We start from the raw sequence: 20,622 nt of genomic DNA on the forward strand, positions 1-20,622 counted from the left end.
CTCCGGCGGCAGCGGGGGCGGCTTCGGCGGGGGCGGCTTTTCCGGCGGCGGCGGCTCCTTCGGCGGCGGCGGCTCCTCGGGCAGCTGGTAGGGAAAACGGACAAGATGGCGGTACTCACCAAAGCCGAGCATGACGAGGTCGCCGAAGCGATCCGCACCGCCGAACGGAGGACGGCCGGCGAGATCTTCGCCGTCGCGGCCGCGGCGAGCGACAGCTACCGCTTCATCCCGCTGATGTGGGCGGCGCTGGCGACGCTCCTCGCCGGCATTACCGCCTCCTTCCTCTATCCCGTGCTGGAAGGCTTCATCGCCGCTCCGCAGGCCGGCGAATGGCTGGCGCAGGCGCCGGAGGTCTTCGGGCCGGGCCTCGACGCGCGCACCGTGGCGGCGGCCGAGATCGTCCTCTTCATCGTGCTGGCGATCCTCGCCTCGCTCGGGCCGATCCGTCCGCTTCTGGTGCCCGGCTTCATCCGCCGCCAGCGCGCCGAGCGGCACGCCATGCAGCAATTCCTCGCCCACAACCTTCATGGCACGGACGGGCGCACCGGCATCCTGATCTTCGTCTCGCTCGCCGAACGCTACGCGGCGGTGATCGCCGACGAGGGCATCAACGAAAAGGTGGGCCAGGCGGTCTGGGACGGCCTCATCGAGAAGCTGACCGAGGACATCCGCGCCGGCAACCTCGGCCCCGGCCTCGTCAGCGCGATTGCAGGCTGCGGCGAGATCCTCGCCGAGCACGTGCCGGCCGGCACGCGCAACCCGAACGAATTGCCGGACAAGCTCGTCGAGGTGTGAGGCGCCCTCCGTTCAGGCCCGCCTCTCTCACCTCGCCTGCGAATGGTACTCCCGGTTCGGCCGCATGTCGGTCGCCGAAGCGACGCGGTTCGACATGTTGAAGAAGGCGGCGACGGCCGCGATGTCCCAGATGTCCCGCTCCGAGAAGCCGGCATCGCGCAGCGCCTGCCGGTCCTCCTCCTCGATCGCCTCCGGCTGCTCCGTCAGGAGCACGGCGAAGTCGAGCATCGCCTTCTGACGCTCCGAAAGCTCGGCCGCGCGGTAGTTCATCACCATCATCTCGCCGAGCTCCGGATCGCCCGAAAGCGTCCGCACCGCCGCCCCATGCGCCGTCAGGCAGTAGTAGCAATGGTTCACGCTGGAGACGGCGACGGCGATCATTTCCCGCTCCAGCTTGGAGAGCCCGCTCTCGCCGAGCATCAGGTCGTTGTAGAAATCGGTGAACGCCCGCAGCTTCTTCTCGTCGAAGGCGTAGGCCTTGAGAACGTTCGGCACGAGACCGAGCTTTTCCTCGCATTTGGCGAAATAGGCCTGCGTCGCCTCGCTCAGCGGATCGGCCACGCCAAGCCCCAGCGCCGTCACGCGTTCGTTTGAAGTCTCTGTCATTGGTTTGCCTCCCGTCGCCTTGTGGCTTCCAGCGCCTACATGTGATGTTGCACGCGCCAATGAGACAAGTCCCGGCAAGCCGGGCGGAAGCGAGGAAAGATGCCGGACCGGTACGAACCGGAGAAGAAGAAGCGAATCGCCGCGGCGAAGAAACTCCTCAGCAAGGCCGACGATCCCCGGACACTGCAGCAGTTCGCTGAAATATTCTTCGCCCATTCGGCGGGCGAGGACATCGCCCTTTATCCGCCCGAGAACCTCGCCGGCATGGTGGAGGCGGCCTTCGCGTACATCGCCGAGCGCGACCCGCAGGTGCCCAAGGTCACGCTGCGCGACATCGAGGCGGCCGACGAGCGAGGCCGCGCCGTCACGGCGATCGATATCGTCGGCAAGAACCGGCCCTTCATCTTCGATTCGGTCATCGGCGAGATCCAGGCCGCCGGCCAGCCGATCCGCCTCGTCCTGCATCCGATCTTCGAGGTGGAGCGTGACGAGAACGGCAGGCTCGTCCATTTCGCCGCCGGCACGGAATCGAAGAAGAAGGCCGAGCGGGAAAGCTACCTGCATATCGAGATCGCCAAGCTTCCCGACGAGGAGGCCAGGAGCGCGCTGGAAGCCTCGCTGAAGAGCCTCCTGCAGGAAGTGCGCGTCTCCACCGAGGACTGGCGGGCGATGCGCAACCGCCTCCGGATGGCGATCCGCGACTACCGCAAGGACCCGCCGCAGCTCGACGAGGACGAGCTTGAGGAGGCGATCGCGCTCCTGGAATGGCTGGAGGACGACAACTTCACCTTCCTCGGCATGCGCGAGCTTTCCTACGACGCGAGCGCCGGCGAAAGCGTCGAGGCCGGCGATGGCGAGGGGCTCGGCCTCCTGCGCGATCCGAACGTGAAGATCCTGCGCCGCGGCGGCGAGCTCGTCACCATGACCCCGCAGATCCGCGAGTTTCTCCTCAGCCCCGAGCCGCTGATCATCATCAAGGCGAACGTCATCAGCCGCGTCCACCGGCGCGACTACATGGATTATATCGGCGTCAAGATCTTCGACGAGGCGAACCGCGTCACCGGCGAACTGCGCGTCGTGGGCCTCTTCACGGCGACCGCCTTCACCCGCTCCGTCACCTCCATCCCCTTCATCCGCCGCAAGGCCGAGCGCATCGTCGACCGCGCCGGCTTCGATCCTCTCAGCCATTCCGGCAAGACGCTCCTCAACATCCTAGAGAGCTTCCCGCGCACCGAGCTCTTCCAGGCCGATGTCGATACGCTCTTCGACCAGGCGATGGCGATCCTGCACCTGCAGGAGCGCCCGCGCATCCGCGCCCTCATCCGCGCGGACCGATACGGCCGCTTCGTCTCCGTCCTCGTCTACGTGCCGCGCGAACGCTATTCCTCCGAGGTTCGCGAGGAGGTCGGCAAGGCGCTCGCCGAGATGTTCTCCGCCCGCGTTTCCGCCGCCTTCCCCTCCTTCCCGGAGGGCCATCTCGCCCGCGTCCATTTCATCATCGGCCGCAACCCCGCCCCGGAAGAAGAGAACTTCCTCCAGGGCGACCCGACGCAGGCCGAGGTCGAAGCGCGCATCCGGGCGATCACCCGCACCTTCGAGGATGACCTGCGCGAAACGCTCGCCAACGCGTTTCCCGAGGAAAACGGCCTCTTCGGCGAGTACCGCGAGGCTTTTGGACGCGAATACCGCGCCGCCCACACCGCGGACGACGCCATCGAGGACATCCGTATCGGTCGCGCCCTATCGGGCCAGTCGATGATCGCCGCGCATTTCAGCACCCGTTCCTTCGGCGGGCTGGAGCGCACCATGCTGCGCTTCCATCACCTGGAAACCCCGATTCCCCTGTCGCGCCGCGTGCCCCTCCTGGAAAATCTCGGCTTCGCCGTCGTCAACGAGCGGACCTATCTCATGCGGCCGGCAACCGCGCCGGCCGTCTATATTCACGACATGACGCTTGCCCCGAAGGGCACGGGCGGCACCGCCATCGACGCGGCCGCGCCGCGGCTGGAAGAGGCGATCCGCGCCATCTGGGCCGGGCGGGCCGATAATGACGGCTTCAACGCCCTGGTGCTCGAGGCGGGAATCTCCTGGCGGGAAGCGGCGCTTCTGCGCACCATCGGGCGCTATCTGCGCCAGACGCAGCTGCCCTATTCGCTCGACTACATCTGGCACACGCTCGGCCGCAACGGCGAGATCGCCTCGCTCCTCGTGGCCCGCTTCACCGCCCGTTTCGATCCCGCGCAGAAAGGCCGCAAGAAGGCCGAGGAAGAGGCGGACGAGAAGCTCGCCAAGGCACTCGACACCGTTGCCAGCCTCGACGACGACACCATTCTTCGGGCCTACAGGTCCGTCATCGTCGCCACCAAGCGCACCGACTACTACATGGCCGACGAGGACGGTCTGCCGCCGATCGCCATCACGCTGAAACTGAAGCCGCGCGACCTTCCTTTCCTCGCCCCGCCCCGTCCCTTCCGCGAGATCTTCGTGCATTCGCCGCAGGTGGAGGGCGTGCATATGCGCTTCGGCCCGGTCGCGCGCGGCGGGCTGAGATGGTCCGACCGGCCGCAGGATTTCCGTGTCGAGGTTCTCGGCCTCGTCAAGGCGCAGCAGGTGAAGAACGCCGTCATCGTGCCGGTCGGCGCCAAGGGCGGCTTCTTCCCGCGCCTGCTGCCGCCCGAAGGCAGCCGCGAGGAAATCTTCGAGGCCGGCAAGAGCGCCTATGTCGCCTTCGTCGACCGGCTGCTTTCCGTCACCGACGACATCGAGGGCGACGATATCGTCCCGCCGGCGGCCGTGGTGCGCCATGACGAGGACGATCCCTATCTCGTCGTCGCCGCCGACAAGGGCACCGCGACCTTCTCCGATACCGCCAACGCCGTTTCCGAGGCGCACGGTTTCTGGCTCGGCGACGCCTTCGCCTCGGGCGGCTCGGCCGGCTACGATCACAAGGTGATGGGCATCACCGCCCGCGGCGCCTGGGAGGCGGTGGAACGCCATTTCCGCGAGATGGACGTCGACATCCAGAAGGAGCCCTTCACCGTCGCCGGCGTCGGCGACATGTCGGGTGACGTGTTCGGCAACGGCATGCTTCTTTCAAGGCAGATCCGCCTTCTCGCCGCCTTCGACCATCGCGACATCTTCATCGACCCGGATCCCGACGCCGAGACGAGCTACGAGGAACGCCGGCGCCTCTTCGAGCTCGGCCGCTCCTCCTGGAAGGACTACGACACGAGTCTCGTCTCCAGGGGCGGGGGCGTCTTCTCGCGCCACGACAAATCGGTGCCGATCTCGCCGGAAATCGCCTCCCTCCTCGGCCTTTCAGGCAGTTCCGCCCGGCCGAACGAGGTGATCAGGGCGATCCTGAAGATGCAGGTGGACCTTCTGTGGTTCGGCGGCATCGGCACCTATGTGCGTGCCCCCAACGAAAGCGACGCGGAGGTCGGCGACAAGACCAACGACGCCATCCGCGTCACCTCCGCCGAACTCGAGGCGAGGGTCATCGGCGAGGGCGCCAACCTTGCCGTCACCTCGCGCGGCCGCGTCGCCTACGCGCTCGCGGGCGGGCGCTGCAATTCCGATGCGATCGACAATTCCGGCGGGGTCAATTCCTCCGACCTTGAGGTCAACATCAAGATCGCCTTCGCCCCGGCGCTGCGCTCCGGCCGGATCGAGCTTGCGGCCCGCAACACCCTCCTGGCCGACATGACCGGCGAGGTCGCCGAGCTGGTCCTGCGCAACAACTACCAGCAGACGCTGGCGATCAGCCTGGAAAGTCTGCGCGGCCTCGACAACCTCGCCAACCAGGCGCGGCTGATGAGCGAGCTGGAGGCGGACGGCTATCTCGACCGCGAGGTCGAGTACCTGCCGGACAATGCGCGCCTTTCCGAACGCGCCGCGCAGGGCGAACCGCTGACCCGCCCGGAGATCGGCATCCTGCTTTCCTATGCCAAGATCGCCCTCTTCGACGACCTCGTGGCGAGCAACCTGCCGGACGACGACTATCTCGCCCACGAGCTCGTGCGCTACTTCCCCGAAAAGATGCAGGCGCCATTCGCCGAGGAGATCGCCATGCATCGGCTGCGCCGCGAGATCATCGCGACCCAGCTCGCCAATTCGCTCATCAACCGCGGCGGCCCGACCGTTCTGGTGCGCCTGCGCGACCGGACCGGCGCCTCGGCCGCCGAGGTCACGCGCGCCTATACGGCCGTGCGCGACGCCTTCTCGATGCGCGAGCTTCACGAGGATATCGACGCGCTCGACAACCGGATCCCCGGCCAGCTGCAGCTGGAGCTCTACCTGAAGGTCCAGGACGTCCTCATCGACCGCGTCGGCTGGTTCCTGAGGAACGTCGACCTGTCCGGCGGCATCGCCGCCGTGGTCGAGCATTACCGCGCCACCCTCGCCGAGCTGCGCAAGCTGTTGCCGGGGCTCCTGCCAGAATTTGCCGCCCATGCCGTCGCCGAGCACGAAGCGGAGCTGACCGAGGCAGGCGTGCCGAAGGAAACCGCCGCCGAACTCGCGCTTCTGCCGGAGGTGGCTAACGCCATCGATATCGCGCTCGTCGCCGAGCATTGCGCCTGCAAGCTGAAGGCGGCCGCCGCGGCCTATTACGAGATCGCCGAGCGTTTCTCGTTCTCGCGGCTGGAAGCCATGATTCTCGCCGTGGAGAGCTCGGACTATTACGAGCTTCTGGCCGTGGAGAAGGCCCGCGACAGTCTCGCCGCGGCGCACCGCGCCCTCGCCGCCGATCTTTTGGCCACATCCGGGAAGGGGCGCCCGGATGTCGCGGCCTGGGAAAAGGCCAACGGCAACCGGGTCGGCGCCACGGCGGCGCGCGTCGGCTCGATCCTGGCCGACGGGCGCGCCACGACCGCCAAGGCGACCGTCGCGGCAAGCCTTCTCGTCGAACTCGCCGAGCAGCAGGCCGTCAGATCGCGTTCCGAAAGCGCCTTAGTGGCGGAAATGGCGAAGGCCGGTTAGCACCATCGCAAGGCCGGCCTCGTCGGCCGCCGCGATCACTTCCTCGTCGCGCAGCGAGCCGCCCGGCTGGATGACCGCGGTGGCGCCCGCCTCGGCGGCCGCCATCAGCCCGTCGGCGAAGGGGAAGAAGGCGTCGGAAGCGACGACGGAGCCTTCCGTCAGCGCCGTTTCCTCGCCCGCATGGCGCGCCGCCTCCGCCGCCTTCCAGGCCGCGATCCGGGCCGAATCGACGCGGCTCATCTGCCCGGCGCCGATACCGACCGTCGCGCCGCCCTTGGCGTAGACGATGGCGTTCGATTTCACGTGCTTGGCGATGCGGAAGGCGAAGAGGAGGTCGGCGAGCTCCTCGGGGCTCGGCGCGCGCTTGGTCGCGACTTTCAGGTCCGCCTCGGTCACCTGCGCACCGTCCGCCTCCTGCACCAGCAGTCCCCCGGCGATGGAGCGCATCACGATGCCGCCCGCCGGGCGCATCTCGCCGGTGAGGAGCAGGCGAAGATTGGGCTTGGCCGCGAAGATCTTCATGGCCTCCTCGTCGGCCTCGGGCGCGATCACGACCTCGGTGAAGAGAGCCGTGATGGCCTTCGCCGCCTCCGCGTCGAGGGCACGGTTGGCCGCCACCACGCCGCCATAGGCGGAAACGGGATCGCAGCGCAGCGCCTTTTTGTGCGCCTCCGCCAGCGAGGCGCCGATGGCGACGCCGCAGGGATTGGCGTGCTTGATGATGGCGACGGCCGGCTCGGACGGGTCGAGGTCGGCAATGAGCTGGTAGGCGGCATCGGCATCGCCGAGATTGTTGAAGGAGAGCGGCTTGCCGTTGGCAAGGCGCGCGCTCGCCGCCCCGGGCGCCTCGCCCGCGGTGCGGTAGAGCGCTGCCTTCTGATGCGGGTTCTCGCCGTAGCGCAGCTCCGCGGCGCGGCTCGCCGAGACCGTCAGCCGCTCCGGAAATCTCTCGCCCGCCTCGCCGGCGAACCAGCCGGAGATCGCCGCGTCATAGGCGGCCGTGCGGGCGAATGCCTTGCCGGCCAGCTCCGTGCGCAGCGGCTTTTCCACCCCGCCGGCGGCAATCGCCTCGGCGACCCGGGTGTAGTCGGCCGGATCGGTGACAACCACGACGAAGGCGGCGTTCTTCGCCGCGGCGCGGATCATCGCCGGCCCGCCGATGTCGATGTTCTCGATGATTTCCAGCGGATCGTCGCTCTTCGCGACCGTCGCCTCGAACGGATAAAGGTTGATGGCGACGAGATCGATCGGCCGGATGCCGTGCGCCTCCATCGCCTTCACGTGCTCGGGCGCGTCGCGCACGGCAAGGATGCCGCCATGTACGGACGGATGCAGCGTCTTCACGCGCCCGTCCATGATTTCCGGAAAGCCCGTCACCTCGGACACGTCGGTGACGGAAAGCCCCGCCTCCTTCAGCGCCTTGGCCGTACCGCCGGTGGAAAGAAGCTCCACGCCTGCGCCGGCGAGCGCCCTGGCGAAATCGACGGCGCCCGTCTTGTCGGAAAGCGAGATCAGCGCGCGTTTGACGGCGACCTTCGCCGGTCCGGAAGAGCCTTTATGGGGGGAAGCCGACATCGAATGCCTCGGCGGTCTGGAATGGAAGGAGGAAAGAACGCCTCTTACCGCCTCAGGCGAGACGCGCAAGCCTCCATTCGACCGCAGGCCGGTCTCCGACCTCGTCGCTGAGGACGATCTGCAGGCTGCGGCTGGAGCCGCGCGAGGGCGAAAAGATGGTGCTTTCCTCGATCGCCAGCGGCGCATCGGCCGTGAAGCGCCAGTGCTCGCCATCGGCGAGGACGAGGTCGATATGGCCGGCCTGCGCTTCCTCGGCGAATTCGGCGCTCACGCCCGCCTCCAGATGGAAGCGGATGTCGAAGGGCGTGCGCGCCGGGCCGTCCCCCTCGAAGGCGTCGCGTCCGGCGAGCGACAGCCCGTCGCCGGCGAGGACCAGATGGCGCCGGTGCAGGAAGCCGAGCGTCTTCATGTAGCCGTCATGGGTGAGCTCGAGCCGGATCGTGCCGTCCGATTCGGTGCGGCGCTGGCGCTCCACCTTCTTCGGCCCGGCCATCAGCAGGACGCGGTCGCCCTCCGGCTCCAGATGGCTGGAGGAGGTGTCGGCGAGCGTCGCCGTGGAATGCGCCGCCGTCAGCCGTGCCGCCCGGCGCAGCGCCTCGTAGCGGGCCTGCGGCGCGCCGCAATTGATGATCAGCCGGTGGCTTCCATGGGAAAACTCGAAGGCGAGCGTGCCGGCATGCGCCTCGGCGCTGTAGGCGAGCGGCGGCGGCGTGCCGGATTCCACGATGACGACGGCGGCCCCGGCCTCCAGCCGCTCGAAGCCGGAATAGGGCGCCGAGGCGACCGGCTTGCCGAGCGCCTCGTCATAGGCGAGCACGGTGGAGAGCTGGTCGCGCGCCCCGGCCGAGGCGCCGTTGAACTGCGCGAAGGCCCCGTCGGCGTGGCGGAAGAAGCGCAGCATCGGCATGGCCCGGTCGATGGCGCCGAGAAGCGCCTCCGGAGGGTTCTGGCCGCGCGCCACGATGGTCTGGCGGAGCGGCAACAGGTCGAGGAGCGCCTCCAGGATCGCGGCGGGGCTCCGCGAGACATGTCCGCCATCGGGAAGGAACTGCGCGCTGACCTCCTGGCCGACGCGCTCCAGGCCGCGCCGGGAGAGCCGCTCCTGGCGCGACATGCACAGCCCGGCCATGGCGAGCGCGATCGCCACCTGCATCCGTTTCAGCCCCGGCTCGGCCGCGAGGTAGGATTTCTTCAGGAAGGTCCCGTGCCGCAAGAGAGAGCGCACGAAGGCGCGGTAGAGGTCGTGATCGGCCCCTTCCAGGATGAGGTTCGACTGCGACAGGAAGGAGATGAGCCGCCGCGCCGCCACTTCCGGCCGCCAGGCGATGGCGCCGTGCTTGCGCTCGCCCGCCAGCCAGTCGCCGACGATGGCGCGCGCATTGGAGCGGGCGACCGGCGTCGCCGCGGCCTTGAGGTGCCGCAGCCAGCCGAAGCCGTGCAGCGCCGCTTCCCAGTCCTCGCTCGGCGGCACGACCTCGAAGGGCGAGCGGCCTTCCGTCTCGACCGACTGGCCGGCAAAGACGAAGCGACCGGAATAGATCTCCTCGGCGATGGTCGGGTCGGCGGTCCGGAGGTCAGGCGGAGCAATCAGCAATTGCGAGCGGCCGCCACCCCCCGCCCAGGCGGGAAGCCCTACCAGCGTTGTCAGGCGAAGCCGGCGTCCCACGCGCTCGGCACGCGAGAGATTCAATCGCCATCTATCGCCCGGCGCGATCTGTGCCATCTTGCTGGCGCTATAGCGCTTTTTGATTCGTGGCAAGCTGCACCGCGCCTCGGCGGGCAGTAGCTGCACGGTTTTTCGGCAATCAGCCCGCTCGGCGCCACCGCGCGGCGAAGAAACCGTCCATTCCGGCAGCCCCCGCCTCGCCTTCGCCGAGCGGCATTCCAGGCAGGCTGCGGAAGTAGCCCTCCGGCGTGATGAAGGCGGCGAGAGCGGGAAACTCGCCGGCCGTCAGCGGCAGGAATTCAACGTCGCCGCGCCCGGCCGTGAAGGCGGCGGCCTGCCGCTCGCCCTCCTCCGGTTCCAGCGAGCAGGTGGCATAGACGAGGATCCCTCCGGGCTTCAGCCAGCCCGCGACCCTTTCCAGCATCTTCGCCTGCAGCAGGGCGAGCGAGGCGATCTCTTCGGGCGCCTTCGTCCAGACGAGGTCGGGATGGCGCCGCGCCGTCCCGGTCGCCGTGCACGGCGCATCGAGAAGAATGGCATCGAAGGGCTCGGCCGGCGTGAAGGAGAGGATGTCGGCCTCGGCGAGTTCGGCGGAAAGGCGCAGGCGCGAAAGGTTGCCGGCGAGCCGCCTGACGCGCGAGCGGGATTTCTCCACCGCCGTCACATGCGCGCCGGAGGCGGCAAGCTGGGCGGTCTTGCCGCCCGGCGCGGCACAGAGATCGGCGACGCGCCTGCCCGCCACCTCGCCGAGAAGCTGGGCCGGCACCGCCGCCGCGGCGTCCTGCACCCACCAAAGGCCCTCGTTGTAGCCGGCGAGCGTGGAGACGGCGGGCCGCCGCGCCAGCCGCACCGAACCCGTCGCCAGCACGCTGCCGCCGAGAAGGGCCGCCACCTCGGCGGGATCGCCCCGCACCGAAAGGTCGAGCGGCGGCGTCTCGGCATGCGCCGCGAAGATCGCCTCGGCCCGCGCCGCGCCCCAGTTTTCCAGCCAGCGCGTGCGCAGCCAGCCCGGCGCGTTCTCTTCGGGCTCTGCACCGGCGAGGACCTCGGAGCGCTCGCGCGCGATCCGCCGCAGCACCGAATTCACCAGCCCCTTGGTGCGCCCGGTGCGCCGGTCGCGCCCGGCAGCCGTGACGGCGAGGTTGATCGCCGCATGGTCGGGCACGTCGAGATAGAGGATTTGCGCCGCGCCGAGATGGAGAAGCGCCGAAAGCCGGTGCGCCGCCGCGTCGAGCGGCCGCTCCAGGCGCCGGGTGATCGCCATCTCGATCTCGCCGCGATGGCGCAGCGCCGTATCGAGCATCGCCCGCACCAGCGCCTTGTCCTGCGCCGAAAGCGCCTTGAAGCCGGGCAGCGCGCTCGCCTCGTCGAGAAGCGCCGGCAGCGGGACGCGGTCGCGGATCACCTTGATCAGGATCGCGAGCGCCGCCTCGCGCGCGGCAAGGCCCGGTGGCCCCGGCTGCGCCTTTCCGCCGGCCGGCCTGCCGCCTCCGGCACCTGCCCTCGCGATACCCGGCCGGCCCTTTCCCGAATGGAGGCTCTTGGCGTTGCGCCCCCCACTTCCTCTTGCCTGGGCGCCGCGCGCCTCGTCTTCGCTCACAATATCAGATGGCTCCCTGGCGGGCTCAGCCCCACGGCCCGGCGCGGCGGCGCGATCGGCCCGCCGATCCCCAGGGGCCGGCAGACGGCTCGCTGCGCATCGGCGTTTCGCGGGAAATCCGCGGCCCCTCCGAAATGCCGCCCTGGCGGGCCATTTCTTCGAGCGCCGCGATGCGGTTCTCCGTCGCCGGATGGGTGGAGAAGAGGCTGTCCATGCGCTCGCCGTTGAGGGGGTTGATGATGAAGAGATGCGCCGTCGCGGGATTGTGCTCCGCGCTGGCCATGGGCTGGCGCTTCGCGCCGCCGGCGATCTTCGCAAGCGCGGAGGCGAGCCACAAGGGGTTGCCGGCGATCGCGGCACCATCGCGGTCGGCAGAGTATTCGCGGGTACGCGAGATCGCCATCTGCACCAGCATCGCGGCGAAGGGCGCCGTCAGCGCCGCCAGAAGCACCCCGGCGAAGCCGAAGGGCGAGTTGTTGTTGCGCGAGCCACCGAAGAAGAGGGCGAAATTGCCGAGCATGGAGATGGCGCCGGCGAGCGTCGCCGTGATCGTCATGGTCAGCGTGTCGCGGTTCTTCACATGGGCGAGTTCGTGCGCCATGACGCCCGACGCCTCCTCGTAGGAGAGCGTGCGCAGGAGGCCGGTGGTCGCCGCGACGGCGGCATTCTCCGGGTTGCGGCCCGTCGCAAAGGCGTTCGGCTGATCGCTTTCGATCAGATAGGTCTTCGGCATCGGCAGGTTCGCCCGGGCCGCGAGGTCGCGCACCATGCGGTGGAATTCCGGCGCCGAGCGCTCGTCCACCTCATGCGCGTTGTGCATCCGAAGCACGAGCTTGTCCGCGTTCCAGTAGGAGAAGAGATTCATGCCGGCGGCAACGAGGAAGGCGATCATGGCGCCGCCGGATCCGCCGATCAGGTAGCCGACACCCATGAAGATCGCCGTCAGCGCGGCGAGAAGCATGGCGGTCTTCATCATGTTCATCGTCTTGGGCTCCACCAAAGAAGGGCCTATGTCGGGGCATATTTTGGGTGCGGTGAACGCCGCTGCAATGACAAGTGCGCGTGAAGAGGCGCAAGGAGGCATGATGGCGAACGAAGCTGACGCCGCTCCGGCCGTGTCCGAGGCGGATGGGGCCGGGCTTTCGGCGTCCGAAACCCGTCGCAGGAAGATCGCCGAGGCGGCCGAGCGCGCCCTCGCCGAGGCGAGGGAGAGAAAGGCGGCGGAAGCGGCCGGAGAAGGCGAGGCTCGCCCGGAGGAATTCGACGGCCCGTCCGGCCCCGAACCGGCCCGCTACGGCGACTGGGAGAGGAAAGGCAAGGCCGTCGATTTCTGAGGCCGCTTGTTACGCTGGCGGGCTGCGCCGGAAGCGCTTCCCAGGGGCCAACAGTGGCGCTAGTATAGGAATATGTTCCTCATTCGCGCGATTCGCGCCGCTCCGCTCTGTCTCCTCGCCGGCCTGCTTTCAGGCGGAGCGAATGCGGCCGAGCTGCCCGGTCCCTATCGGGCAGAGGTGGAGCGCGTCGTCGACGGCGATACTTTGGCCGTGCGGGCACGCATCTGGCTCGGACAGGACGTGGAGGTGCTGGTTCGCCTTCGCGGCATCGATGCCCCGGAGCTGAGGGCCCGCTGTGCGGCCGAGCGCGAGATGGCCGAAGCGGCCAGGGCCGCCCTCGCGCGCCTTGTGGGAGAGGCCGGCGTGACGATCTCCATGATCGAGGAAGACAAGTATGGCGGGCGTGTCGTCGCCGACGTCGCCCGCGCCGACGGAGAGAACCTTTCGGCCCTGCTGCGCGCCTCCGGTCACGCCCGCGCCTATGCGGGCGGTCCCAGGAAACCCTGGTGCGGGGAGAGCGCTTCCCTGCGCAAGTGACCTACGGCAGGACCACGACGGGTGTTCCGACCCGCACGCGCTCGAAGAGGTCGACGACGTCCTGGTTGTACATGCGGATGCAGCCATAGGAGACGTAGCCGCCGACCGAATTCGGCCGGTTGGTGCCGTGGATGGCGTATTCGCCGCGGGCGAGCGTCATGGCGCGCGGTCCGAGCGGGTTGCGCGGGCCCGGCGGAATGAGGTCCGGCAGGCTCGGGATGTCGCGCTTGACCTGCGCCGGTGGCGTGAAGGTCGGATCGACGACCTTGCGGGTAATGCGCGTGCGGCCCTGCCATTGCTTGCCGCGCCGTCCGACGCCCACCGGATAGCGCATGGCCTTGCCGCCCCGCATGACGAGATAGAGCCGCCTCTCGCCCGTCTTCACGACGATCGTGCCTGGCCGGTAGCTGTCGGTGAAGCGCACCGTCTCGCGCGCCTCTGCCTGGCTTGCGCCGGCGGCGAGCACCAAAGCAAAGCCCATCGCGACCACCGCGCCGAAAGCGCGCTGTATCCTTTTTTGCATGGGAATCCCCCGAAGGTGCCGTTCTTCGGGAGAATATGCCGCGCCTGTCGCCGCGGCGGCAGCGGATCCTGCGGACTTGGTTTAGAGTTTAAGTAAATCGGCCCGGCGATGGCGGCTCGCACCGACGGGCGCCACAACCCGCTGCGAAGACCGGCGGAAACGAAAAGGGCGGGCCATGGCCCGCCCGTTCCGCCTCAAAATCGCAAAGAGCCTATGCGGGCCGGTTCTGCCGATGCTCGACGAGGTCGTCGACGACGGCGGGCTCGGCCAGCGTCGAGGTATCGCCGAGATTGGAGAAATCGTCCTCGGCGATCTTCCTCAGGATGCGGCGCATGATCTTGCCCGAGCGCGTCTTGGGAAGGCCGGGGGAGAACTGGATGAGATCCGGCGAGGCGATCGGCCCGATCTCGTTGCGCACCCAGTCGCGCAGCTCTTTCTTCAGTTCGTCCGTCGCCTCCTCGCCCGACATCAGCGTGACGTAGCAATAGATGCCCTGTCCCTTGATGTTGTGCGGATAGCCGACCACGGCGGCCTCGGAGACCTTCGGATGCGCCACCAGCGCCGATTCCACTTCGGCCGTTCCCATGCGGTGGCCGGAGACGTTGATGACGTCGTCGACGCGGCCGGTGATCCAGTAATAGCCGTCCGCGTCGCGCCGGCAGCCGTCGCCGGTGAAGTACATGCCCCGGTAGGTGGCGAAGTAGGTCTGCACGAAGCGCTCATGGTCGCCGTAGACCGTGCGCATCTGGCCGGGCCAGGAATCGAGGATGACGAGATTGCCCTCCGTCGCGCCCTCCAGGATGTTGCCCTCCGCATCGACCAGCGCCGGCTGCACGCCGAAGAAGGGCTTCGTCGCCGAACCCGGCTTCTGGTCGATGGCGCCCGGCAGCGGCGTGATCAGGATGCCGCCCGTTTCCGTCTGCCACCAGGTATCGACGATCGGGCAGCGCTCCTCGCCGACGACCTTGTAGTACCATTCCCAGGCTTCCGGATTGATCGGCTCGCCGACCGTGCCGAGGAGCCGCAGCGATTTGCGCGAGGTCTTCGTCACCGCCTCGTCGCCGGCGCCCATCAGCGCGCGGATCGCCGTCGGCGCGGTGTAGAAGATGTTGACGCCGTGCTTGTCGCAGACCTCCCAGAAGCGCGAGCCCGAGGGATAGTTCGGCACGCCCTCGAACATCAGCGTCGTGGCGCCGTTCGCCAGCGGTCCGTAGACGATGTAGGAATGGCCCGTCACCCAGCCGACATCGGCCGTGCACCAGTAGATGTCGCCGTCATGGTAGTCGAAGACGTACTGGTGGGTGATCGATGTATAGACGCAGTAGCCGCCGGTCGTGTGCAGCACGCCCTTCGGCTTGCCGGTCGAGCCGGAGGTGTAGAGGATGAAGAGCGGATCCTCCGCGTTCATCTCCTCGGCCGGACAGTCGGCGGAGACCTTCTCCACCTCCTCGTGGTACCAGAGGTCGCGCCCCTCCTGCATCTCAACCTCGCCGCCCGTGCGCTTTACGACGAGGACGTTGCGCACCGAGGCGCCGTCCTTTTCGGCGCGCACGATCGCCTTGTCGGTATTGGCCTTCAGCGGAATCTTGCGCCCGCCGCGCACGCCCTCATCGGCCGTGACGACGAAGTCGGAGCGGCAATCCTCGATGCGGTTGGCGAGCGAATCCGGCGAGAAGCCGCCGAAGACCACGGAATGGACGGCGCCGATGCGGGCGCAGGCGAGCATCGCATAGGCCGCCTCCGGGATCATCGGCATGTAGATCGTCACCCGGTCGCCCTTCTTGACGCCATGCGCCTTCATCACGTTGGCGAGCCGGCAGACATGCTCGTGCAGCTGCCGGTAGGTGATCTTCTTGTCCTCGCTCGGCTCGTCGCCCTCCCAGATGATGGCCACCTGGTCGGCCCGGTCGGCAAGGTGCCGGTCGATGCAGTTGACCGAGGCGTTGAGCGTGCCGTCCTCGAACCATTTGATCGAGACGTTGTGGTAATCGTAGGAGGTGTTCTTCACCCGGGTGTAGGGCTTCATCCAGTCGATGCGCGCGCCGTGCTCGCGCCAGAAGCCTTCCGGATCGTTCACCGAGCTGGCGTACATCTCCTCGTACTTCGCCTTGTCGATGAAGGCGCGCTCGGCCCATTCCTTGCTTACGGGATGCAGTTTTCCGTCCGACATTGAAAGCCTCCCCATATGTCGTTGGCGGGGTCTTCCCGACCCTTGTCTATTGCCGCGCATTATGCCGAGAGCGGCGCGCCTGTCCATGCCGCCCACCTCGCACTTTCGGCCAAGCAGGGCGCGGCGGGGAGCCGATGCGGGTGCTTTGCCGGCTCAGTGGCGGGCCTTCACGCCCCCAGGGCGCCGAGCACGAATCCCTGCACGAGAAGGACCGCGAGCCAGTGGCCGGCATCGATGAGGGTGAGCGCGGCCTTCTTGCCGGCGAAGGCATAGTTCACCGTCACCGTGGTCGCGATGAAGCCGGCCCAGAGGATCGCGCCGGAGATGACGCCGTTCTTCATCGTCGCCTGGCCGGGCCCCAGATGGCCGATGGCGCCGGCGAGCACGAAGGCCATGACGAGAAGCGCCAGGAAGGAAATGAGAAAGGGCGCGGCGGCGGCAAGGCCCTGCCGCTTCGGCATTTCCTCCTTCGAGCCCCAGCCCTGGGCCGCCATCCAGGGACGCGCCAGCGCCATGTACCAGACGGCCCCGACCAGCCAGCCGGCGACGGCCGCGGCCGGAATGGCGAGATAGTTCATGGCTCCGAAATTCATCTTGCGCCTTTCAATCTCCAGGCGCCGCCTCAGGCCCCGAAGATGCCGATGATGAAACCCTGCAGGAGGACGACGCCGAGCCAGTGGCCCGCATCGATGAAGGTCAGCGTCCAGGGCATGATCTGGTAGCGGTGGTTGACCACCAGCGGCACCAGGATGAAGCCCGACCAGACGAAGAAGCCGGAAACGAGGCCGGTTAGGATCGAGACCTGGCCGAGATGGCCGATAAGGCCGGCGAGCATCCAGGCCATGAAGGTCTCGCCGGTGAGCGAGACGAGGAGCGGCGTGCGGTCGACGTTCTCCTCGCCGTGCTCGACCTTGACCTGGACGAGCCCCGTGGCCGCGGTAAACGGCTTGGCGAGCACCGCATAGTAGATGGCGCCGAAACCGAAGGCGGCGAAGCCGGCGACGATCACCGCGATATAGTTGATGCCGGCGAAGGCCATCTGGCTTCCTTTCCTACTCCAGTTCGCGCCGCAACAGCGCCGCCCCTTCGGCGAGGGCGCGCAGCTTGCCCGACGCCACCGCGCGCGGCAGGGGCGCCATGCCGCAATTGGTGCAGGGATAAAGCCGCTCGGCGTCGGTGAAGGCAAGGGCGGCCTTCAGCGTCATGGCGACCACTTCCGGGCTCTCCACCTCGTGGCTGGCGACGTCGATCGCCCCGACGAGGAGTTCCTTGTCGCAAAGGAGCTTCAGGAGCGAGAGCGGCACCCGCGAATTGGCGCATTCGAGCGAGACCTGACCGATCGCGGAGGCGTTGAGCGCCGGGAAGATCGCCTCGTACTGCCGCCATTCGGGGCCGAGCCCCTCTTTCCACAGGATGTTCGCCTCGATCCCGTACGTAGCAGATATGCACGGCCGTCTTGGCCGAAAGCCCCGCCGCCGCCCGCTCCAGCGCCGCGACCCCCCATTCGCGCACATCGTCGGGGAAGACGTTGAAGGCCGGCTCGTCGAACTGGATGACGTCGACGCCGGCTTCGGCGAGGTCGCGGGCCTCCGCGTTGAGGAGATCGGCGAAGGCCATCGCCATGTCGGCCCGGCGTCCGTAATGGCCGTCGGCGATCGTGTCGCAGATGGTCATCGGCCCGGGCAGGGTGAACTTCAGCTCGCGTCCGGTATGGGCGCGGCAGAAGGCCGCCTCTTCGAGATGCACGGGGCGCGGCCGCACGACCGGCGCCGTCACGGTCGGCACCTCCACCTCGTAGCGCCCGGCGCGGATGCCCATCTTCGTCTTCCGCTGCCAGTCGATGCCTTCGATCTTCTCCAGGAAACCGTGGACGAAATGGCTGCGGAACTGCTCGCCGTCGCTGACGATGGCGATCCCCGCATCCTCCTGCTCCTTCAGCCAGAGGAGCGCGGCGTCGCGCTTGGCAGATTCCAGCTCGGCGCCGGCATAGCGCCATTGCGGCCAGAGCTTTTCCGGCTCGGCGAGCCAGAAGGGTTTCGGCAGGCTTCCCGCCAGGGTGGGTTTGAGGAGCAACGAAAGGACCCCGCGGTGCCTCGGCGGGCCCCCTGCGGAACCGCCTTCATCAAGTCCGGCCACTATGGGCAAAAGCGGCCGCCTGCGACAATGCCCGGTTCCTGCCCGCAGCGCGAGGAGACTGCGCGCTGTCCGCCAGGCCCCTGCGGCACGAAAGCGATCAGCCGGCCTTCACTTCGTTCGGATCGATGCCGCCGAGCGCGCAGATGGTCTGGAATTCGTTCCAGCTCACGGGCTGAACGGAAAGCCTTGAGTTCTTCACCAGAACCATTTCGTCGAGACGCCCGTCGGCCTTGATGTCGTCGAGCGTGACCGGATTTTTGAGCGGCGCCACCGCCTTGATGTCGACGCACTCCCACTTGCCGGTCCCGTCGGTGGAATCGGGGTGGGCCTCCGCGACGATCTCCACGACGCCGACCACCGCCTTGCCCTCGTTGGAATGGTAGAAGAAGCCGCGCTCGCCCTTTTTCATCGCGCGCATGAAGTTGCGCGCCTGATAGTTGCGCACCCCGTCCCATTCCTGTCCGCCGGCGCCCTTCTTCACCTGGTCGTCCCACGACCATTTGTGCGGCTCCGACTTGAACAGCCAGTATCCCATCTCTCCCCCTTTTGGCCGAGGCCGTGCCCTAGCCGGTTTCCTGCTTGAGCGGCCGTGAAACGAGCGCGCCGATCGCCTCGTCGAGTGTCAGCTTTCCGGCAAGCACGGCCGCGACGCCGGTGGTGATCGGCATGTCGACGCCATGGCGCCTCGCCAGCGCGGCGGCGATCTCCGCCGTATAGGCGCCTTCGGCGAGCGGCTTGCCGGGCTCCGTCAGTTCGGCGACCGACTTTCCTTCGGCCAGCGCGATGCCGAAGCTGGTATTGCGCGACTGGCTGCTCATCGCCGTCAGCATCAGGTCGCCAAGTCCGGAAAGCCCCATGAAGGTTTCCGGCCGCGCGCCCATCTTCGCCCCGAGCCGGCTCATCTCGGCAAGCCCCCTTGTGACGAGCGCGGCCCGCGCGCTCTCGCCGAGCCTGCGCCCTTCCACGATCCCGGCGGCGATGGCGACGACGTTCTTCAGGGCCCCGCCGAGCTCCGCCCCGACGACATCGTCGCTCGCATAGCCGCGGAAGCTCTCCGAGGAGAGCGCGGCGGCGACCTGTTCGGCAAGCGCGATATCGGCTGCCGCGATGGTGACGGCCGTCGGCAGGCCGCGCGCGATCTCGGCCGCGTAGCCCGGCCCCGAAAGCGCGGCGACGGCATGGGCGGGCGCCGCGGCGGCGACGATCTCGTTCTGCAGGGCGCCGCTCTCCTGCTCGATCCCCTTGGCACAGGCGACGAGGACCGAATCGGCCGAAAGATGCGGCCCGATGGTGGAAAGCAGCGAGCGCGTCGCCTGCGCCGGCACGGCGAGCAGCACCATCTCCGCCTCGGCGAGCGGCGCCATCTCGGCGGTGATGCGGATCCCTTCCGGAAGCTTCGGCCCGGGCAGGAAGAACGTATTTTCGCGGCGCGCGGCAATTTTCTGCGCAATCTCGGCGTCGATGTTCCAGAGACTCACCTCGTTGCCGGCCCGGTGGGCAACGAGCGCCAGCGCCGTGCCGAAGGCCCCGGCCCCGGCGACGGCGACCTTGCGGCCCGCCCCCATCAGACCCGGGCTCCGAGCCGGCCGGAACCGAGCATCGGCTCGGCGGCGGCATCGAGGGGCCAGCGCGGCCGCGCCACGACATCCGCAGATACGTCGTTCGCGGCAAGATGCATCAGACCCGCAAAGGCGATCATCGCCGCATTGTCGGTGCACAAGGACGGCGGCGGCGCAACAAAAGGCACGCCCGCTTTATCCGCCTGTTGCTGCAGCGCGGCGCGGATCGCGCCATTGGCGGCAACGCCGCCGGCAGCGACGAGCGCGGTAAAGTCGCCCTCTGCAAGGGCATGCGACGTGCGCTCTGCGACGATCTCCGCCACCGCGGCCTGGAAGGAGGCACAGAGATCCGCGATATCGCGGTCCGAAAGCGGGGCGATCGCCTCGGCCCGCAGCCGCAGCGCGGTCTTGAGGCCCGAAAAGGAAAAGTCGGAGCCCGGCGTGCCGGCAAGCGGGCGCGGCAGGGCGAAGCGCTCCGGATCGCCGCCCGCGGCCGCCTTCTCCACTTCCGGCCCGCCCGGATAGCCGAGGCCGAGGAGCTTTGCGACCTTGTCGAAGGCCTCGCCCAGCGCATCGTCGATGGTGGAGCCGATCCGCCGGTAATCCGAAAAGCCTGCGACGCCGACGAGCTGCGTGTGCCCGCCGGAGACCAGAAGCAGGAGATAGGGGAACGCCACCCCGTCGGTCAGCACCGGCGTCAGGGCGTGGCCTTCGAGGTGATTGACGCCGATGAGCGGCACCCCGCTCGCCGCCGAAAGGGCGCGCGCCGTCGTCACCCCGACGAGAAGGCAGCCGATGAGCCCCGGCCCCGCCGTCACGGCGATGCCGTCGAGATCGGCAAGCTCCAGCCCCGCCTCGTCGAGCGCCGCCGCGACGATGCCGTCGAGTGCTTCCACATGCGCGCGCGCAGCGATCTCCGGCACCACGCCACCGAAGGCGCGGTGTTCCTCGACCTGGCTCAAAACGACGCTGGAGCGAATCGCCCTGCTGCCATCCGCCTGCCGGGAGACGAGGGCGGCCGCGGTTTCGTCGCAGCTCGTTTCGATGCCGAGCACGGTGAGCGTGGCCGGTGTGCCGACCCGGTCCATTGCACTTGTCCCGTAGGCTGGTTAGACCGCACGGCTGTAGCATCGGGCAGGCA

General features: G+C 68.3%; 16 protein-coding genes and 1 pseudogene. 4 read left to right on the forward strand and 13 right to left on the reverse strand.

Translation table 11 applies throughout. The features are described 5' to 3' along the window. Positions 1-105: 105 nt before the first annotated feature. Positions 106-795 carry a TPM domain-containing protein gene (locus tag CLD20_RS16875; RefSeq protein WP_224407839.1) on the forward strand — a complete coding sequence of 230 codons (690 nt, stop codon included), beginning with the start codon at positions 106-108 and terminating at the stop codon, positions 793-795. Between the two features lie 27 nt (positions 796-822). Here the strand turns inward: CLD20_RS16875 and CLD20_RS16880 are convergent, their stop codons facing one another. Beyond that, positions 823-1,401, reverse strand: coding sequence for a peroxidase-related enzyme (locus CLD20_RS16880; protein WP_224407840.1), 579 nt, complete (start codon positions 1,399-1,401; stop codon positions 823-825). A gap of 99 nt (positions 1,402-1,500) precedes the next feature. On the opposite strand from CLD20_RS16880, the gene CLD20_RS16885 reads away from it, so the two are divergent. Further along, a complete protein-coding gene (locus CLD20_RS16885) occupies positions 1,501-6,381 on the forward strand; it encodes an NAD-glutamate dehydrogenase (RefSeq protein ID WP_224407841.1) in 4,881 nt (1,626 codons plus the stop codon). On the opposite strand, the gene purH is transcribed toward CLD20_RS16885, so the two are convergent. The 4 genes from purH to htpX all read right to left on the reverse strand — a co-directional run bounded on the left by purH (position 6,352) and on the right by htpX (position 12,204). Further along, positions 6,352-7,956, reverse strand: coding sequence for a bifunctional phosphoribosylaminoimidazolecarboxamide formyltransferase/IMP cyclohydrolase (gene purH, locus CLD20_RS16890; RefSeq protein WP_224407842.1), 1,605 nt, complete (start codon positions 7,954-7,956; stop codon positions 6,352-6,354). The genes CLD20_RS16885 and purH overlap by 30 nt on opposite strands. Positions 7,957-8,008: 52 nt before the next feature. Next, complete coding sequence (locus CLD20_RS16895) at positions 8,009-9,550, reverse strand: heparinase II/III family protein (protein WP_224407843.1); 1,542 nt, start codon at positions 9,548-9,550, stop codon at positions 8,009-8,011. 211 nt (positions 9,551-9,761) lie between these two features. Next, complete coding sequence (locus CLD20_RS16900) at positions 9,762-11,222, reverse strand: transcription antitermination factor NusB (RefSeq protein ID WP_224407844.1); 1,461 nt, start codon at positions 11,220-11,222, stop codon at positions 9,762-9,764. 25 nt (positions 11,223-11,247) lie between these two features. Beyond that, the gene (gene htpX / locus CLD20_RS16905; RefSeq protein WP_224407845.1) at positions 11,248-12,204 is read right to left on the reverse strand and encodes a zinc metalloprotease HtpX; all 957 of its coding nucleotides are present in this window, start codon (positions 12,202-12,204) and stop codon (positions 11,248-11,250) included. A gap of 187 nt (positions 12,205-12,391) precedes the next feature. Between htpX and CLD20_RS16910 the strand changes: the two genes are divergently transcribed. Beyond that, positions 12,392-12,556 (forward strand): DUF1674 domain-containing protein, encoded by a 165-nt coding sequence (locus CLD20_RS16910; RefSeq protein ID WP_370636934.1) that lies wholly within the window; start codon positions 12,392-12,394, stop codon positions 12,554-12,556. A gap of 72 nt (positions 12,557-12,628) precedes the next feature. Further along, positions 12,629-13,093 carry a thermonuclease family protein gene (locus CLD20_RS16915; RefSeq protein WP_224407846.1) on the forward strand — a complete coding sequence of 155 codons (465 nt, stop codon included), beginning with the start codon at positions 12,629-12,631 and terminating at the stop codon, positions 13,091-13,093. Between the two features lies 1 nt (position 13,094). Here CLD20_RS16915 and CLD20_RS16920 read toward each other — a convergent pair whose 3' ends face one another. From CLD20_RS16920 to tsaD, 8 genes and pseudogenes are all read right to left on the reverse strand, one after another. Continuing rightward, complete coding sequence (locus CLD20_RS16920) at positions 13,095-13,616, reverse strand: L,D-transpeptidase (RefSeq protein WP_224407847.1); 522 nt, start codon at positions 13,614-13,616, stop codon at positions 13,095-13,097. 211 nt (positions 13,617-13,827) lie between these two features. Next, positions 13,828-15,786, reverse strand: coding sequence for an acetate--CoA ligase (acs, locus tag CLD20_RS16925; protein ID WP_224407848.1), 1,959 nt, complete (start codon positions 15,784-15,786; stop codon positions 13,828-13,830). A gap of 167 nt (positions 15,787-15,953) precedes the next feature. After that, a complete protein-coding gene (locus CLD20_RS16930; RefSeq protein ID WP_224407849.1) occupies positions 15,954-16,379 on the reverse strand; it encodes a DUF1761 domain-containing protein in 426 nt (141 codons plus the stop codon). A gap of 29 nt (positions 16,380-16,408) precedes the next feature. Then, a complete protein-coding gene (locus CLD20_RS16935) occupies positions 16,409-16,825 on the reverse strand; it encodes a DUF1761 domain-containing protein (protein WP_224407850.1) in 417 nt (138 codons plus the stop codon). A gap of 13 nt (positions 16,826-16,838) precedes the next feature. Continuing rightward, a pseudogene (locus tag CLD20_RS16940) lies at positions 16,839-17,859 on the reverse strand (methionine synthase). A gap of 160 nt (positions 17,860-18,019) precedes the next feature. Beyond that, positions 18,020-18,457 (reverse strand): EVE domain-containing protein, encoded by a 438-nt coding sequence (locus CLD20_RS16945; RefSeq protein WP_224407851.1) that lies wholly within the window; start codon positions 18,455-18,457, stop codon positions 18,020-18,022. Between the two features lie 28 nt (positions 18,458-18,485). Continuing rightward, entirely contained in the window at positions 18,486-19,487 is a 1,002-nt protein-coding gene (locus CLD20_RS16950; protein WP_224407852.1) for an NAD(P)H-dependent glycerol-3-phosphate dehydrogenase, read from the reverse strand. Continuing rightward, positions 19,487-20,569, reverse strand: a complete 1,083-nt coding sequence (gene tsaD, locus CLD20_RS16955; RefSeq protein ID WP_224407853.1) for a tRNA (adenosine(37)-N6)-threonylcarbamoyltransferase complex transferase subunit TsaD — start codon at positions 20,567-20,569, stop codon at positions 19,487-19,489. Before tsaD ends, CLD20_RS16950 begins: the two co-directional genes overlap by 1 nt. Positions 20,570-20,622: the final 53 nt, after the last annotated feature.

The organism is Afifella sp. IM 167 (assembly GCF_020144925.1).
Taxonomy (GTDB): domain Bacteria; phylum Pseudomonadota; class Alphaproteobacteria; order Rhizobiales; family Afifellaceae; genus Afifella.

Coding starts and splice junctions, on each gene's coding strand:
- CLD20_RS16885 (WP_224407841.1), top strand. CDS start 1,501: ATGCCGGACCGGTACGAACCGGAGAAGAAGAAGCGAATCGCCGCGGCG.
- CLD20_RS16945 (WP_224407851.1), bottom strand. CDS start 18,457: ATGGGATACTGGCTGTTCAAGTCGGAGCCGCACAAATGGTCGTGGGAC.
- htpX (WP_224407845.1), bottom strand. CDS start 12,204: ATGAACATGATGAAGACCGCCATGCTTCTCGCCGCGCTGACGGCGATC.
- CLD20_RS16920 (WP_224407847.1), bottom strand. CDS start 13,616: ATGCAAAAAAGGATACAGCGCGCTTTCGGCGCGGTGGTCGCGATGGGC.
- tsaD (WP_224407853.1), bottom strand. CDS start 20,569: ATGGACCGGGTCGGCACACCGGCCACGCTCACCGTGCTCGGCATCGAA.
- purH (WP_224407842.1), bottom strand. CDS start 7,956: ATGTCGGCTTCCCCCCATAAAGGCTCTTCCGGACCGGCGAAGGTCGCC.
- CLD20_RS16935 (WP_224407850.1), bottom strand. CDS start 16,825: ATGGCCTTCGCCGGCATCAACTATATCGCGGTGATCGTCGCCGGCTTC.
- CLD20_RS16950 (WP_224407852.1), bottom strand. CDS start 19,487: ATGGGGGCGGGCCGCAAGGTCGCCGTCGCCGGGGCCGGGGCCTTCGGC.
- CLD20_RS16880 (WP_224407840.1), bottom strand. CDS start 1,401: ATGACAGAGACTTCAAACGAACGCGTGACGGCGCTGGGGCTTGGCGTG.
- acs (WP_224407848.1), bottom strand. CDS start 15,786: ATGTCGGACGGAAAACTGCATCCCGTAAGCAAGGAATGGGCCGAGCGC.
- CLD20_RS16915 (WP_224407846.1), top strand. CDS start 12,629: ATGTTCCTCATTCGCGCGATTCGCGCCGCTCCGCTCTGTCTCCTCGCC.
- CLD20_RS16875 (WP_224407839.1), top strand. CDS start 106: ATGGCGGTACTCACCAAAGCCGAGCATGACGAGGTCGCCGAAGCGATC.
- CLD20_RS16930 (WP_224407849.1), bottom strand. CDS start 16,379: ATGAATTTCGGAGCCATGAACTATCTCGCCATTCCGGCCGCGGCCGTC.